The organism is Pseudomonas sp. CFSAN084952, assembly GCF_009648855.1.
Classification (GTDB): Bacteria; Pseudomonadota; Gammaproteobacteria; order Pseudomonadales; family Pseudomonadaceae; genus Aquipseudomonas; species Aquipseudomonas paracarnis.
Window position 1 is genome coordinate 5,517,584 of record NZ_CP045767.1, and the last position, 15,909, is coordinate 5,533,492.

A 15,909-nucleotide genomic window follows, 5' to 3' on the forward strand; every position below is an offset into this window, starting at 1 on the left:
TTTTTTTGCCCGCAGAAAAGTTATTCGGCGATTTCTGCGCCCTTGTCCGCCAACTCCATCCAGCCGGCCAGTACGGTGTAGGCTTCTTCCAGGCCCATGCGCTTGGGGGCGGAGAACAGTTGAATCGTAATGGTATCGCCCCAGCCCTTACGGATTTCGGACTGAACTTTGAGCAGGGTGTTCTTGGCTGCGCCGTAGGTGAGCTTGTCGGCCTTGGTCAGCAAAATGTGCATCGGCATGCCGCTGGCGACAGCCCAGTCGAGCATCAGCAAGTCGAAGTCGGTCATTGGATGACGGATATCCATCATCAGAATCAAACCCTTCAGACTCTCGCGACCACCCAGGTAAGCCTCAAGGTGACGCTGCCAGTGCAGCTTCAGCGGGATAGGTACTTTTGCATAACCGTAGCCCGGCAGGTCGACCAGACGCCGATCATCGTCTAGCTTGAAGAAATTGAGTAGTTGCGTGCGGCCCGGGGTTTTCGAGGTGCGCGCCAGGCTGGCGTGAGTCAGGGTGTTCAGTGCGCTGGATTTACCGGCGTTGGAACGGCCGGCAAAGGCGACTTCAAAGCCCTCGTCATCGGGGCATTGGTCCACTTTGGCGGCGCTGAGCATGAAGGTGGACTGTTGGCACAGGCCGAGGATGGGGTTCTTGAGTTGCATGAGATTTCCGATGTGGGCGGTGCCGAGAAAGGGTGCGGCAAGCGGTGTCGTTTCCGTTTCAGTAGCGCCAGTATATAATGCCGCAGATTTTGTGTGTGCTTTGTCCCAGCGAAGGATGAGGTTCACGGGAGCGAAAGACCTTTATTGCGCATTAGAACGCAAAACGCTCTCAAACCCTGAATAGGTCGATGTATGGACCGACGGTTGCTCGCTTCTGCTGCCCTGATTCCGCTTTACGGCGCTCAGGCTACACAGGATCAACCGAGTTTGCATGGTCAGGCTGACGCAGTGCGTGACCCAGGGTTTCAAGGCAATGCCGCCGCGTGGTTTGTGCATGGACTGCAGTACTGAGGATTACCAGGCCGTCATTGATTTGATGGTGAGTAAACCCGGTAGATAACTCTTAAACCCTTAGCCGTAGTTGGATTAGCTGATGAACAAACTGATCGTGAGTCTGCTGTTGACCTTGGGCATCACAGGCGCTGCCGTCGCTGCAGAGGGCCCCGTCAAAGGTGATGCCACTGCCGGTCAAGCGAAGGCCGCCGTGTGTGGTGCCTGCCACGGGCCGGATGGTAACAGCCCGGCGCCGAACTTCCCCAAACTGGCCGGCCAGGGTGAACGTTACCTGAGCAAGCAGATGCACGACATCAAGGACGGCAAGCGCACGGTGCTGGAAATGACCGGCCTGCTGACCAATCTCAACGATCAGGACCTGGCGGACCTCGCGGCGTATTTTGCCAGCCAGAAGGGTAGCGTGGGAGCTGCCGATCCTAAACTGGTCGCCCGCGGAGAGCAGTTGTTCCGTGGCGGTAACCTGGAAAAAGGCTTGCCTGCCTGCACCGGTTGCCACTCGCCCAATGGCGCAGGCAACGCTGCCGCAGGCTTCCCGCACCTGAGCGGCCAGCACGCCACCTACATCGCCAAGCAGTTGACCGACTTTCGCAAAGAAGAAGCCGGCCGGGCCAACGATGGGGACGCCATGACCATGCGCACCATCGCTCGCAAGCTGAGCGACGAAGACATCGCAGCCCTCTCCAGTTATATCCAGGGCCTGCACTGACGGGGCTGGGCGTTAACGCTCGATTAATCCCGCGATGCAAGCATAAAAAGGGTGGCTCAGGCCGCCCTTTTTTGTGGCCGCTGCCGTTACACTAACGAACTCATGTCCGCGTAGACCTGTCACAACAAAGGTCGCGTGAGGCGACTTTATTTGTCCAGGAGTAAAGCATGCGTAATCTGATCCTCAGCGCCGCTCTCGTCACTGCCAGCCTCTTCGGCATGACCGCACAAGCTGCCGATGTGCCGCTTGAAGCCGGTAAAACCTATGTTGAGCTGTCTAATCCGGTTCCGGTTGCGGTACCCGGCAAGATCGAGGTGGTGGAGCTGTTCTGGTACGGTTGCCCGCATTGCTACGCGTTCGAGCCGACTATCAACCCATGGGCTGAAAAGCTGCCCAAGGACGTTAACTTCCGTCGCATTCCCGCCATGTTCGGTGGCCCATGGGACGCCCACGGCCAACTGTTCCTGACCCTGGAAGCCATGGGTGTTGAGCACAAGGTCCACAACGCCGTCTTCGAAGCGATCCAGAAACAGGGCAAGCGCCTGACCAAACCGGACGAAATGGCTGACTTTGTTGCTACTCAAGGTGTCGACAAGGACAAGTTCCTGGCGACCTTCAACTCTTTCGCTATCCAGGGCCAGATCAAACAGGCCAAGGAACTCGCGCAGAAGTACGGCGTGCAAGGCGTTCCAACGCTGATCGTCAACGGCAAATACCGTTTCGACCTGGGCAGCACCGGTGGTCCTGAAGCGACCCTCAACGTTGCTGACCAACTGATTGCCAAAGAACGCGCTGCCAAGTAAGGGGCTCGCCATGCGCCGCTGGGGTACCGAGCGTGTCGTTGGCCTGCATGAACCGCAGGTCAACGAGCATCACCTGGAGTCCACAGGCCTGCCGGCAGATAGCCGCTTGCGCCTGCTCAGTTTCAATATCCAGGTGGGCAACAGTACCGAGAAGTATCGGCATTACCTCACGCGTGGCTGGCAGCACCTGCTGCCCCACAAGGGGCGTACCGGTAACCTGCAGAAAATCGGCGACCTGCTCAGCGACTTCGACTTGGTCGCGCTGCAGGAAGCCGACGGCGGCAGCCTGCGCTCCGGCTATATCAACCAGGTGGAACACCTGGCTCAGCTGGGCGCCTTCCCGTACTGGTATCAGCAACTCAACCGCAACCTGGGGCGCCTGGCGCAGCACAGCAATGGCGTACTCAGCCGCCTCAAACCCACGGCTATTGAAGATCACCCCTTGCCAGGCCCCAAAGGGCGCGGGGCGATCCTTGTGCGTTTTGGCGAAGGCCCGGAAGCCTTGGTGGTGGTGATGATGCACCTGGCCCTCGGGGGGCGTACGCGCAACCTGCAACTGGCCTACGTGCGTGAATTGATTGGTAACTACAAGCACCAGGTGCTCATGGGTGACATGAACACCCATGCCAACGACCTGCTGCAGAATTCTCCGCTGCGCGACCTTGGGTTATTGGCGCCGCAAGTCGAAGCCACGTTTCCCAGCTGGCGCCCGCAGCGCTGTCTTGACCATATCCTGCTCAGCCCAAGCCTCACACTGGAAAGTGTGCAAGTGCTGGCGCAGCCCATTTCCGATCACCTGCCGGTCGCGGTAGAGATTCGTCTGCCGGGTTCGCTCACGGCTGATGCATTACCCGCGTTGAGCCCAGGCCCTCGCGGACCCCTTGCATGAGCGACGACGCCCAGCGCTGGAAAGAGAAATACCTCCAGAGCATCGAGCAACAAGACAAACTCGAACGCCGCTGGGCTGCCCGCCTCGATTTGCTGCGCCGCGGGCTGGTGCGCAGCACGCTGGCCGCCGAAGGCACCGACCGAGCTGTCGACCAATGCATGAAGGAAATGCGCGATGTCGTTCGCACGGACGACATGGATGCTGCCCTCGCCGCTTTACTGCCACGCCTGGAAAAGGCCGTGCTGGATTCGGAGCAGCGCCGCGAAACCCGCGTCGACCAGATCAGCGCCGCGCTCACCGCCTTGGTCACCCAGTTGCAAAAGCTGCCGCTGCCCCGCGAGGTGGCTCGTCCGCTGAAAACCTTCGCCAAGCAACTCGATGGTCGCGTGGCGCAAGCGCGGGAGATACCGCTGCTGCTCAGTGAGCTGAGCAGCCTGCAGGGGCAGGCGCTGAATAATCTGGAGCCTGAAGGCGAACCCGCACGCCCAGGCCCGGGTCTGTTGCAACGCCTGTTCGGTAGTAAAGAGGCCGCCGGTGAAGCGCTCCCGGTTGACGCGGAGCCACTGCCGGCAGCGCAATTGGCACCGCCAAAGCCTGCAGCGCCCACACCCGCGCCCGAACCGGAAGAACCTGCGCAATCGGAAGAATTGACCCAAGCCTTGCGTGCCTTTGCACCGCTGTCACCTACGCCCGTGGCCTTGAAGCCTGCGCCTGTTGCAGCGGCCGGAGGGCAAGAGGTCGCCAGCGACACGCCGTTATTCGACGCTCCAGAGCTGCCGTCGATTGCGGCGCCTGCGCAATTATCTGAACCCGACGTGCAGGCGCCTCCGGTTGCGGAGCCTGCTCAAGAAAGCGCACTCGCCGCCTTTATCGAACCGCCGCCGGTTCCAGTCGAAACGCCGGATGAAACCACCATCGGCAGCCTGTCGCTGCCCCCTGTGCTGGAAGGTCCCGAGCCCGACGAACTGCAACCGGACGGCACCTACGCCCTGCCTGATTCGCCTGAACCGTCCTATAGTTCGGTGGCCAAGCACATTGAAGGCACTTTGCTCGGCCTGCTGGAAGACCTTTCCCTGCCTGAACGTCACCAGCCCCAGGCCGAGGCGATGCGTGAACGTCTCGCCCATGGTTTGAATTGGTACGAACTGCTCCCGATCCTGGATGACCTGGCCGTGCTGATGCTGGCGGTCACCGACAGTGGCCAGCATGAGTTCGAGGCTTATCTCAAGCAGCTCAACGAGCGTCTCGAGGCATTCCAGGGTCATCTGCAGGTCGCCAGCGAGGGCCACGCCGACAGCAGCCTGGCCGCGCGGGAGTTGGACACGCAGATTCGCGAGCAGGTCGACGGCCTGCAAAGCAGCGTGCAGGACGCTGCCGACCTGGACAGCCTCAAGCAGGTGCTCGAAAGCCATCTTGAAGGCTTGCTCGGCACCATGGATGAACACCAGCAACAGCGTGACCTGCGCGAACAGGAAGTGGCCGCACGCCTCAAAGGTCTGGCTGAACGCGTGGCCCATATGGAGCAGGAGGCCCAGGGCTACCGCGAGCACCTGGAGGTACAACGCCAGAAGGCCTTGCTCGATCCGCTCACCGGGTTGCCCAACCGTGCGGCGTGGAGCGAACGCCTCGATTACGAAGTCAACGCCTGGCATCAGCGCGGTAACAGCCTGTCGCTGGCCATGCTCGACCTGGACCACTTCAAACGCATCAACGACGGCTACGGTCACCTGGCAGGGGACAAAGTCTTGAAGATCATCGCCAATGTGCTGAGCAAGCGCCTGCGGCCGACGGACTTCATCGCGCGTTTCGGGGGTGAAGAGTTTGTGCTGCTAATGCCCGACTCGGCCTTGGCGGATGCCTTGGCCGTAGGTGAAGTATTGCGTGAGGCTATTGCAGCGTGCCCGTTCCACTTCAAGGGTGAGCCGGTAACGATCACGGTGTCCATGGGCGTGGCGCAGTTTCAACCCGGCGAGCGCAGTGACCTGGCGCTCAAGCGTGCCGATGAAGCGCTCTACAGGGCAAAAGCTGCGGGACGTAATCAGGTGCAGGCGGCATAAAAGATGTTCCATTTTGTAATTTGACCGCTTGGCCGTGAGCCGTACGTTACACTGTTGCATTATCGTCTTTCAGTGTAATGCCTCTCGCCATGAAATCCTTGTATATCGCTTTAGCGTTTCTTCTGCTCGCCGGCTGCGCCAGTGGCCCGCGCCTGAACACCAGCCATCCTTCGGTTAACCACGACAACCGCGTGCAGTTCGTTGTGGTGCATTACACCTCGACCAACCTTGAACGTTCCCTGGCGCTGTTGACCCATGGCCAGGTCAGCAGTCATTACCTGATCGGCGACGACGCCTCCGGCACCATCTACAAGCTGGTGGATGAAAGCCAGCGCGCCTGGCACGCGGGGGAAAGCGAGTGGATGGGGCGCACCTGGCTCAATTCCAGCTCCATCGGCATCGAGATCGTCAACCCAGGGTTCAGTGATACTCCCACGGGGCGTGTGTGGTACCCGTATTCCGAAGCGCAGGTGCAGTCGCTGATCGTGCTGCTCAAGGACATCAGCAAGCGCAATGGCATCGACCCCAAGAACATCATCGGGCACAGCGACATCGCCCCACTGCGCAAGCTGGACCCAGGCCCGTTGTTCCCTTGGAAACGCTTGGCGGCAGAAGGTCTGGCCGTGTGGCCGGATGCCCAGGCAGTGGCCCGGTTCCAGGTGCAGTACGCCGCGCAGTTACCAAGCATTACCTGGTTCCAGGAAGAGCTGGCGCGCCTGGGCTACCAGACGCCGCAGACTGGCGAGTTGGATGTGGCCACGCGGCACGTCATCGCCGCGTTCCAGATGCGCTTCCGGCCATCGCTGTTTGATGGCACTCCGGATGCTGAAAGTGCCGCAATCCTGCGGGCCTTGAATCACCGCTGATGGTGTACAGGTAGGAGCGAGCAAGCTCTCTCCTACAGGGGTAATGCCATATAGAACTGCGTACCCTGCCCCGGCCGCGAGTACACACCCATGCGGCCGCCGTGCAATTGCACGATTTCCTTGCACAGTGCCAAGCCCAGGCCCGCACCGCCCTTCTTGCGGCCCACCTGTACAAAGGGCTCGAAGATCCGCCCTTGCTGGCCGTAGGCAATGCCTTCGCCGTTATCCTCGACGCTGATAATCACCCGCTCACCATGCCGTCGTGCCTGCAGACGAATCTGCCCGCCTTCGGCGGTGTGGCGCAGGGCATTACCCAGCAGGTTGTCGAGCACCCGCTCCAGTTGCACTTGGTCGGCATACAGCCGTGGCAATTCAGGTTGAGCTTCTACCAGCAACTCAATGTGCTGGGCGTTCGCAGGCTCAGCAAATCGGGCCCGTGCGTGCTCCAGCAAGTCGGTGACATCGCACGTCCCCAGGGTGAGTTTTTGCAGGCCGTTCTGGTAACGCGAGAAGTTGAGCAGGTCATTGATCAACTGCATCAGGCGCTGCATCTCTTCATTGACCGTATCCAGCAGGTCCGCCTCGCGGGAGTCCGGTGGGAACTTGGCCCGCTCACGGAACAAGCCGAAGGCCATGTGCATGCCGGTAACCGGGGTGCGCAGCTCATGGGAGGCGCGCAACACGAACTCGCTGCGCACCCGTTCGAAGGCGCGCTGTTCTGTCACATCATGCAGCACCATCACGGCCCCGAGAATGTGCCCCTGTGTATGGCTAACCGGGGTCAGGCTGTAGGTCAGCAGGCGTAACTCACCCTCGACTTCCACCTCCAGATCATCCGGGGCCCGCTCCAGGTTGCCGCCGCGTAGCACCAGTTGCAGCTGTTCATCCATTTCCGCGCGACCCATGGCTTCGCCAAGCCCTTGACCCAGCCGTTCCTCATCCCACCCCAATTGGCGCTGCGCCACAGGGTTGAGGTGCTCCAGGCAGCCTTGGCGATCAATCATCAACAGGCCGTCATCGATACTGTCGAGCACCGCTTGCAGGCGCTGCTGGCCGGCCAGCAGCTCATCGATGTTAGTGGCCTGATGTTGGCGCAACGCTTCGGCCATGATGCCGAAACGGCGGGTCAGCAGGTTCATTTCCGCTGCGGAGGAGATCGGCAGCGTGACTTCAAAGTCGCCCTGCCCGATCTTGTCGGCGGCCTTGGCCAGGGCCTCGATGGGACCACCGAAACGCCGGGCGATGCCATGGGCCGTGACGAAACCGATGATCAGCACCGCGAGCCCCACCAGCCCGAGCAGGCCCGCTATCAACAAGGCGCGCTCACGGGATTTATGCTCACTGGTACTGATATTTTCCAGCGCTCGCTTGTGTTCGGCAATCAAGCCGTTGCGCAGTATGTTGAAGGTTTCGGTGAGCTTTTCCTTGCTGCCCGCAGGCGGTGATGCCTGTTGGGATTGGTCAAACGCATTGAGCAGATTCTGGTAATCCGAGCGTGCCTGGCTGAAACCATGGTTTTTGCCGTCGGCCTGTTCATGGGCGATGCCCTGGTCCAACAGATCGAAATAATGCTGCTTTGAGGCTTGCAGGGCGTCTGGGTCGGGACGCTTCTCCAGCATCATGATCAACTGGTCGCCCAGGCTCTGACGCAACTTGAGCCCCAGGTCCAGGGTGATGAAATTACTGCGGATCAACGATTCCTGGGTCTTGGCCATTTGCATGACGCTGACCAAGCCCAGGATCAACCCCAGCAAAGCCACGGTAATCAACGCTGAGATGCTCAGGAATAACCGGGTGCGCAGTTTCATCGCGAGCTTCATAAAGTCCTGTTCAAAGGTTGTACTGCTTGCGTTTGCGGTACAGCGTCGACGCATCGATGCCGAGTGTGCGGGCCGCTTGGTCCAGCGTGTCGCTGGTCGCAAGTACGGCGCCGATATGAGCTTTTTCCAGCTCGTCCAGGCTCAAAGCCGCTCCGATACGCGGTGCATTGTTGGCCGGTTGCTCGGCCATCCCCAGGTGGCTGATCTCCACCTTTTCCTGAGGGCAGATGATGCTGGCGCGTTCCACCACGTTACGCAGTTCGCGGATGTTGCCGGGCCAGCGATAGTTGAGTAGCGCTTCGCGGGCATTATCACTGAAGCCGCGTGCCGGGCGCGCGTATTCCTTGACGAAGCGGGCAAGGAAGCGGTCAGCCAGGGTCAGGATGTCTTCACTGCGTTCGCGCAGCGGCGGCAAGTGCAAGGTGATGACATTCAGGCGGTAGAGCAAGTCTTCACGGAACCGGCCATCGCGCACCATGTCTTCCAGGTTCAGGTTGGTGGCTGCGAGGATGCGCACGTCGGCGCGGCGAGTGACCGGGTCGCCCACGCGCTCATACTCTTTGTCCTGGATAAACCGCAGCAACTTGGGTTGCAACGTGAGGGGGAAATCGCCGATCTCGTCGAGAAACAGCGTGCCGCCGTCCGCCTGATTCACTCGGCCCAAGGTGCTTTCACTGGCGCCGGTGAACGCGCCACGGCTGTGGCCGAACAGTTCGCTTTCCATTAGTTCGGCGGTCAGTGAGGGGCAGTTGATGGTCACGCAGGACTTCTTCGAGCGTTTGCTCCAGCCGTGTATCGCCCGGGCCAACTCACCTTTACCGGTGCCGGACTCGCCGAGGATCAAGATGTTGGCGTCCGTTCCGGCCACCTGCCGCGCGGTTTCCAACACCACCATCATGGCCGGACTATGGGAGTCGAGGCCGTCTTTGGGCTGGCGCACTTCGCCTTCCAGTGCTTCCAACCGCGCTGAGAGCTGACGCACTTCCAGTTGCTTGGCGGTAGCCAGGCGCAATTGGTCTGGGCTGCAAGGTTTGACCAGGTAGTCGGCGGCGCCAGCCTGGATGGCGTCCACGGCGGTATCCACAGCCGAATGGGCGGTCACAATCACCACGCGCATCCACGGAGCCTGCACGCGCATCTGGGCCAGCACGTCCAGGCCATTGTCCTCGCCCAGCCGCAGGTCGAGGAAGCACAGGTCGAACACCTGACGCTGCATCAGGGCATCGGCCTGCGCGGCGCTGTTCGCGGTGGCGACGGTGTAGCCCTCATCTTCCAGGCAATAGCGGAAGGTGCGCAGGATCGCGGATTCGTCATCCACTAAAAGAATGCGGCCTTGAAGTTCCTTGGCTGAATCCATCTGTCCCGCACTCCTTAACTATAAATGTGATGGTGTTTAGTCCCGGAATAATCGGGCAAGTTGCATGGTTTATTCTGATTCATAAAAGGCTTCTTCGTGCAGCTATCTGCGCGCCTTCCTACAGACGTGGTTTGCGGACATTTTCAGGGCTTATTGCTCTTCGACCCTTCGATGTGTGCGCCAAGTGTCTGGTTCCGTCTACTGGGCATCGTGCATTTCGCACGGCCTATACCGAGGCATCGTGCAGGATGCTAGGCGATGATTCCATCGATCAAGTATAAATTATTGATTTTATTAGGTTTTATTTTGCAATAAAGCTGGCATGCACTCTGCAATATCTCCCCCAAGAGCGTCATGAACGAATAATCAGAATGCGGGAGTAATGCTGTATGACTCGCCAAAGCTTCAGCCAATTGCGTGTATCGCCGCTGCGCTTGCAGCAGGGCCTGTTCGCCAGCCTGGCGTTGATGGTCACGTTGATTGCCGGCCAGCAGTTGCAGCATTGGCAGGAGCGTGCGCAGCCAGCCCCGCAATTTGAACGTCCCGTCATGACCCAGACCCATTTCCGTTCCATTGGCAGCGCCAGCGCCGATGTGACTGCCCCGCAATTGAGCCTGGTAGATCAGGGTTCCACTCTGGACGAACTGCCGGCCCATGACCGTTGGGTGTTCTAGGCAAAAAACGTCGCTTATGTTGAGCGACTGCACGGCATCACCGCTGTTACCCCTATAGAAGCATAAGGAGAATCACCATGTTGAGTTGGGCAATCACATTTCTGATCATCGCCATTGTGGCCGCAGTCCTGGGCTTCGGTGGTATCGCGGGCACCGCCACCGGCATCGCCAAGATCCTGTTTGTGGTCTTCCTGGTGATGTTTATCGCTTCGTTCTTCTTTGGTCGCAAAGGCCGAGGTTGAATATGGTCAGCCTGCCTTTTAAAGCCCTTGCTGCTGCCCTGCTGTTGGGCGGAAGTGGCCTTGCCTTGGCCGCCAATGACGGCCAATCCCGGGCTAACGAATTGCTCAGCGCGGATCCGCAGTACCGTGAAACCTGGCAAGACGTGGTGAAGAAAGAGGAACGCCTGCCCGAATGGGTGATGAACCTGTCGGGCACGGCCGAGCAAATGAATGCCGTTGAGGAAGATGGCGACAAGTATTTGGTCGGGCCGCTCTGCGAAACCGCAGACACCTGCCTGAACAAGCGCCTGATCGTCGCCTTCAGCCTCGACAAGGAAGATGCCTACGCCATGTTGGTGGAAGTCCCGGCTGGTTTGCCAGCGGACAAGTCGCCGACACGGCACGCCGATTACCGTTTTCTCGGTAAGCCGGACGAGGGTATGCAAAAGCTGCTGATGGAGCAGCTCAAGAAAGACCCGAATTGGTACTAGGTTCCGTCTGACGGAGCTGGCGTCCATAGAAGGAAGCCCTTGTGCTTCTTTCTGTTTGCATCGCTCCTTGAGTGATGCATGACCAGGGGGCCGGGTTGCTCTGATCGATCAGGATCGGCGTGACCTACGGGTACAGGGAGTACCTGCGCAAGGGCCGGGTCAGGCGAAAAGCTGCGACGCAAGTTCACAAGACCTCAAGCTTGCTGAACTTGCGGCGGGCTTACGACTCTCATCCCCGCGTTTCATGCCGCTCATAGCCGCCGTTTTGCTTTTTGCCTCTGGCCAACCATTACCGGGTATGTCGGTGTGACCATCTATCGAGAATTTTTCATCGGCGCTATAGGATCTTTCTGGCGCTAGGTGATGGATTTCTCAGACATTTCTGCCAATCAATCCGAGTCGTCCAGTATCTCTGCGCGAGCCTGATTTAGCCGCTCAACGGCATATTCACCCGCCGGAATGGCAGATACGAACTGACCGTTTGGACAAATTATTTCAAAAAAAGCCATGCCGATTCGGCATGGGGTAGGCGTTTACGGCATTAGACGTCGCTCCCTTGCATGGGAATAGTTGCGCCTTTTTTCGCCTGCCAGTAAGCCATTTCGGCCACGCTGCGGTGACCTTCCATGGAGGCAGATGCACACACTTTTTCGCTTTCGAGCGTTGCAGCTGGCGCATTTGCCGTAAGTCCACTTGAAGCAAGGGTAATGACATGAAGAAGGCAAAGCTAAGCCTCGCCTGGCAGATCCTCATCGGTTTGGTACTGGGCATTGCAATCGGTGCAGTACTCAACCATTTCAGTGCTGAAAAGGCCTGGTGGATCAGCAATGTGTTGCAGCCGGCGGGCGATATCTTTATCCGCCTGATCAAGATGATCGTGATCCCGATTGTGATTTCTTCGCTGATCGTCGGTATCGCCGGTGTAGGCGACGCGAAAAAGCTCGGTCGTATCGGCGTCAAAACCATCCTCTACTTCGAAATCGTCACCACCATCGCCATCGTGGTGGGCCTGTTGCTCGCCAACCTGTTCCACCCAGGCGCTGGCATCGACATGAGTACCCTGGGTACCGTGGATATCTCCAAGTACCAGGCGACTGCCGCCGAAGTGCAGCATGAACATGCGTTCATCGAAACCATCCTCAACCTGATCCCCTCGAACATCTTCGCCGCTGTTGCCCGTGGCGAGATGCTGCCGATCATCTTCTTCTCGGTGCTGTTCGGCCTGGGGCTGTCGAGCCTCAAGCCTGAGCTGCGCGAGCCGCTGGTGACCATGTTCCAGGGCGTGTCCGAGAGCATGTTCAAAGTCACCCACATGATCATGAAGTACGCCCCTATCGGTGTATTCGCGCTGATCGCGGTGACGGTCGCCAACTTCGGCTTCGCCTCGCTGCTGCCGCTGGCCAAGCTGGTGATCCTGGTTTACGTCGCGATCCTGTTCTTCGCCTTCGCGGTCCTGGGTTTGATCGCCCGCCTGTTCGGCTTCTCGATCCTCAAGCTGATCCGCATCTTCAAAGATGAGTTGGTATTGGCTTACTCCACCGCCAGCTCCGAAACCGTGCTGCCGCGTGTGATCGAAAAGATGGAAGCCTACGGCGCGCCGAAAGCGATCTGCAGCTTCGTGGTGCCGACCGGTTATTCGTTCAACCTCGACGGTTCGACCCTGTACCAGAGCATCGCAGCAATCTTCATTGCCCAGCTGTATGGCATCGACCTGTCGATCGGCCAGCAATTGATGTTGGTACTGACCCTGATGGTGACCTCCAAAGGCATCGCCGGCGTGCCGGGCGTGTCCTTCGTGGTGTTGCTGGCGACGCTGGGCAGCGTGGGCATCCCACTGGAAGGCTTGGCGTTTATCGCCGGTGTCGACCGTGTGATGGACATGGCGCGTACCGCTCTGAACGTGATCGGCAACGCCTTGGCCGTACTGGTTATCTCCCGTTGGGAAGGCATGTACGACGACGCCAAGGGCGAGCGCTATTGGAATTCCTTGCCGCACTGGCGCAGCAAGGAAGCCCTGCCTACGGCACAAGCCACCCGTAGCTGATTGCAGATTGATCGAAAACAAACCCCGGAGAATTCCGGGGTTTGTCGTTTCTGCCAGCCCCGTTATCATTCGCCCCATCTTTCGGGGGATTTATCTGATGCTCAATGGCCTGTGGCTTGGCTTCTTTGTCGTGGCAATGGTGTCAGCGCTGGCGCAATGGCTGGTGGGCGGTAACGCCGGGATCTTCGCGGCGATGGTCGAAAGCATTTTCGCCATGGCCAAATTATCGGTGGAAGTCATGGTGCTGCTGTTCGGTACCCTGACGTTATGGCTGGGCTTTCTGCGGATCGCCGAAAAAGCCGGGATCGTCGATTGGCTGGCCAAGGCCCTCGGCCCGCTGTTTCGCCGCCTGATGCCGGAAGTGCCCGCCGGGCACCCCGCGATCGGTTTGATCACCCTCAACTTTGCCGCCAACGGCCTGGGCCTGGACAACGCCGCCACGCCCATCGGCCTGAAAGCCATGAAGGCACTGCAAGAGCTCAACCCCATCCCCAATACGGCGACCAACGCTCAGATCCTGTTCCTGGTGCTCAACGCGTCCTCGCTGACGCTGTTGCCGGTGACTATCTTCATGTACCGCGCCCAGCAAGGCGCTGCGGACCCGACGCTGGTGTTCCTGCCGATCCTGCTGGCCACCAGCGCCTCGACGCTGGTGGGCCTGCTGTCGGTGGCGGTGATGCAGCGCCTGCGTTTGTGGGACCCGGTGGTGCTGGCCTATCTGATCCCCGGCGCGCTGGTACTGGGCGGCTTCATGGCGCTGCTGGCGACCCTGTCTGCCACAGCGCTGGCCGGTTTGTCGTCGATCCTGGGCAACCTCACGCTGTTTGGCTTGATCATGCTGTTCCTGGTGATCGGCGCGTTGCGCAAGGTCAAGGTGTACGAGGCCTTTGTCGAAGGCGCCAAGGAAGGCTTCGACGTGGCCAAGAACCTGTTGCCCTATCTGGTGGCGATGCTGTGTGCGGTTGGCGTGTTGCGTGCCTCGGGCGCCTTGGAGTTCGGCCTGGAAGGGATTCGCCATGTGGTGGCCTGGACGGGCCTGGATACGCGCTTTGTCGACGCGCTGCCGACCGCGATGGTCAAGCCGTTCTCCGGCAGCGCGGCGCGGGCGATGCTGATCGAGACCATGCAGACCCAGGGTGTGGACAGCTTCCCGGCCTTGGTGGCGGCGACGATTCAGGGCAGTACGGAAACCACTTTCTATGTGTTGGCGGTGTACTTTGGTTCGGTGGGGATCCAGCGGGCTCGGCATGCGGTGGGGTGTGCGTTGTTCGCGGAGTTTGCTGGTGTGGTCGCGGCTGTTTCGGTGTGCTACTGGTTTTTTGGTTAAGGCTACAATCGCTATCGCAGGCAAGCCAGCTCCCACTTTGACTGTGTTCACAAATCAGACTGTGGGAGCTGGCTTGCCTGCGATGAGGTCCTCAAGGTTTCAGTGCTGTATTGCCCTGACTCACCACCCAATCCACCACCTGCTTATTCAACTGATCCCCAGCCTGGCCAAAAGCAGCCACCACCGCTGGCACCTGGGTGTCACTCACCGGCTGCCTCACTTCAAACCGACGGCTGGCGATAATCCTTTGATCACGCCCACGCACCAATCGCGCGTCGAGGCGAATCACCACCTCCACCGTCTTGCCCCGATACTCGCTCTGAAACGCCTGCAACTGCCCGCCCAGTTTATAGTCGGCTTGCAGGTTGGTCTCGTCAGTGCTCAACAATGTCACGCGCCCGTCGCGCTGGAAGCCATCCAGCAGGCGATTACGCAGCAGCACCGGCGCCGGGTCACTCCAGCGCGAGTTCGCGTAGTTGCTGATCAAGTTGCCATCTGGCACCACGGCGATGCGCGGGCTGTCGAGAAACTCGCTGGTCTGCGGCTTGGTCACGCGCAGCGACCAACTCACCGGCGTGCCTTGGCTGGCCGGCTGGGTGGACGCCAGGCGGTACACGTCCGAAGGGTCCGGCTTGGGTAGGATCGAGCACGCGCTGACCAGTGCCAGGGCCATGGGGACGATCATGTGATACGCACGCTTCATGGCGTGAACTCCTTGTTCTTGTCGCTGCCCAGCAGGTAACCGCTGGGGTTGGCTTCCAGACGGCGGGAGATGGCGCGCAGCGAGCCGAGGGTTTCACGCAACTCGCGCACGGCTGGCGCCAGTTCGTTGAGGCCCTGCATGCCGCTGTTCACCGAGTCCTGGTTATTGGTCAGCAAGGTATTGATGGTGGCGGTGCTTTGCTCCAGGGATTTCATCGCCTGCTCGGCGCTGCCGAAGGCTTGCTTGCCTTGTTCACTGAGCAAACCATTGGCGCTGCGCATCAGCACGGTGGTTTGCTCCAGCGCCGCGCCCGCCTGTTTGCTCACTTGCATCAATTGCTGCATCACCACCTTGATGTCGCCGCGTTGCTCGGCAATGGCGCCGGTGGTTTGTTGCAGGTTGTCCAGGGTGTTGCTCAGGCGTTCGACGTTTTCCCGCGAGAACAGGTGGTTGGCGTTGTGCAGCAGCAGGTTGACGCTGGTCATCAGGTCGTTGCTGTTATTGAGCAGGCGTGCGATAGGCGATGGCGACGCGATGATTTCCGGCAGGTTGCCGTCCTTGCCCTTGAGCTCCGGGCTCTGCGGGGTGCCGCCACTGAGCTGGATGATCGAGGTGCCGGTGATACCGGTCAGGGCCAGTTTGGCCTGGGTGTCTTCCTTGATTGGCGTTTGCCCGGCCAGGCGGATGCGCGCCAGGACGCGGCGTGGGTCTTTGGGGTCCAGGCGCAGGCTGATCACGTCGCCCACCTTGATGCCGCTGTACTGCACCGCACTGCCCTGGGACAGGCCGCTGACCGCTTCGTTGAAGATCACTTCGTAATCCTGGAAGGCGGTATCGACGCTGGACTTGGCCAGCCACAGGCCAAACAGCATCGCGCCGACCACCACAATTACGCTGAACAGTCCGATCATCACATGATGGGCTCGGGTTTCCAT

The 15,909-nt window shown here is 59.8% G+C and carries 15 protein-coding genes and 1 pseudogene; 11 read left to right on the top strand and 5 right to left on the bottom strand.

Going from position 1 to position 15,909, the window contains the following annotated elements; translation table 11 throughout:
- Positions 1-20: 20 nt before the first annotated feature.
- The gene (gene yihA / locus GH769_RS25215; protein ID WP_003187369.1) at positions 21-662 is read right to left on the bottom strand and encodes a ribosome biogenesis GTP-binding protein YihA/YsxC; all 642 of its coding nucleotides are present in this window, start codon (positions 660-662) and stop codon (positions 21-23) included.
- A gap of 192 nt (positions 663-854) precedes the next feature.
- Here yihA and GH769_RS29235 point away from each other — a divergent pair.
- The 6 genes and pseudogenes from GH769_RS29235 (at position 855) to GH769_RS25240 (ending at position 6,337) form a co-directional block, all read left to right on the top strand.
- Positions 855-1,062: pseudogene (locus tag GH769_RS29235) on the top strand (cytochrome).
- Between the two features lie 33 nt (positions 1,063-1,095).
- A complete protein-coding gene (locus GH769_RS25220) occupies positions 1,096-1,722 on the top strand; it encodes a cytochrome c4 (RefSeq protein ID WP_014716340.1) in 627 nt (208 codons plus the stop codon).
- 167 nt (positions 1,723-1,889) lie between these two features.
- Positions 1,890-2,525, top strand: coding sequence for a thiol:disulfide interchange protein DsbA (dsbA, locus tag GH769_RS25225; RefSeq protein WP_014716341.1), 636 nt, complete (start codon positions 1,890-1,892; stop codon positions 2,523-2,525).
- Between the two features lie 10 nt (positions 2,526-2,535).
- Positions 2,536-3,414: an endonuclease/exonuclease/phosphatase family protein gene (locus tag GH769_RS25230; protein ID WP_003187377.1), complete on the top strand. Its 879-nt coding sequence runs from the start codon at positions 2,536-2,538 to the stop codon at positions 3,412-3,414.
- A complete protein-coding gene (locus tag GH769_RS25235) occupies positions 3,411-5,471 on the top strand; it encodes a GGDEF domain-containing protein (protein ID WP_032903957.1) in 2,061 nt (686 codons plus the stop codon). The genes GH769_RS25230 and GH769_RS25235 overlap by 4 nt, the downstream gene beginning before the upstream one ends.
- Positions 5,472-5,560: 89 nt before the next feature.
- The gene (locus GH769_RS25240; protein WP_014716344.1) at positions 5,561-6,337 is read left to right on the top strand and encodes an N-acetylmuramoyl-L-alanine amidase; all 777 of its coding nucleotides are present in this window, start codon (positions 5,561-5,563) and stop codon (positions 6,335-6,337) included.
- A gap of 32 nt (positions 6,338-6,369) precedes the next feature.
- On the opposite strand, the gene GH769_RS25245 is transcribed toward GH769_RS25240, so the two are convergent.
- Positions 6,370-8,157, bottom strand: coding sequence for a KinB sensor domain-containing domain (locus tag GH769_RS25245; RefSeq protein WP_020301401.1), 1,788 nt, complete (start codon positions 8,155-8,157; stop codon positions 6,370-6,372).
- A gap of 10 nt (positions 8,158-8,167) precedes the next feature.
- Complete coding sequence (algB, locus tag GH769_RS25250; RefSeq protein ID WP_014716346.1) at positions 8,168-9,514, bottom strand: sigma-54-dependent response regulator transcription factor AlgB; 1,347 nt, start codon at positions 9,512-9,514, stop codon at positions 8,168-8,170.
- 389 nt (positions 9,515-9,903) lie between these two features.
- Between algB and GH769_RS25255 the strand changes: the two genes are divergently transcribed.
- From GH769_RS25255 to GH769_RS25275, 5 genes are all read left to right on the top strand, one after another.
- Positions 9,904-10,188 (top strand): hypothetical protein, encoded by a 285-nt coding sequence (locus GH769_RS25255; protein ID WP_014716347.1) that lies wholly within the window; start codon positions 9,904-9,906, stop codon positions 10,186-10,188.
- 77 nt (positions 10,189-10,265) lie between these two features.
- Positions 10,266-10,430, top strand: coding sequence for a DUF1328 domain-containing protein (locus tag GH769_RS25260; RefSeq protein ID WP_003187386.1), 165 nt, complete (start codon positions 10,266-10,268; stop codon positions 10,428-10,430).
- A 2-nt stretch (positions 10,431-10,432) separates the two neighbouring features.
- Positions 10,433-10,900 (top strand): inhibitor of vertebrate lysozyme family protein, encoded by a 468-nt coding sequence (locus GH769_RS25265; RefSeq protein WP_014716348.1) that lies wholly within the window; start codon positions 10,433-10,435, stop codon positions 10,898-10,900.
- A 712-nt stretch (positions 10,901-11,612) separates the two neighbouring features.
- Complete coding sequence (gene gltP / locus GH769_RS25270) at positions 11,613-12,944, top strand: glutamate/aspartate:proton symporter GltP (RefSeq protein WP_003187390.1); 1,332 nt, start codon at positions 11,613-11,615, stop codon at positions 12,942-12,944.
- Positions 12,945-13,041: 97 nt separating this feature from the next.
- Entirely contained in the window at positions 13,042-14,271 is a 1,230-nt protein-coding gene (locus GH769_RS25275; protein ID WP_019816928.1) for a nucleoside recognition domain-containing protein, read from the top strand.
- Positions 14,272-14,362: 91 nt separating this feature from the next.
- Here the strand turns inward: GH769_RS25275 and lptE are convergent, their stop codons facing one another.
- Both lptE and GH769_RS25285 read right to left on the bottom strand, forming a co-directional pair.
- Positions 14,363-14,974, bottom strand: coding sequence for an LPS assembly lipoprotein LptE (gene lptE, locus GH769_RS25280; protein WP_032903960.1), 612 nt, complete (start codon positions 14,972-14,974; stop codon positions 14,363-14,365).
- The gene (locus GH769_RS25285) at positions 14,971-15,909 is read right to left on the bottom strand and encodes an MlaD family protein (RefSeq protein ID WP_003187394.1); all 939 of its coding nucleotides are present in this window, start codon (positions 15,907-15,909) and stop codon (positions 14,971-14,973) included. The genes lptE and GH769_RS25285 overlap by 4 nt, the downstream gene beginning before the upstream one ends.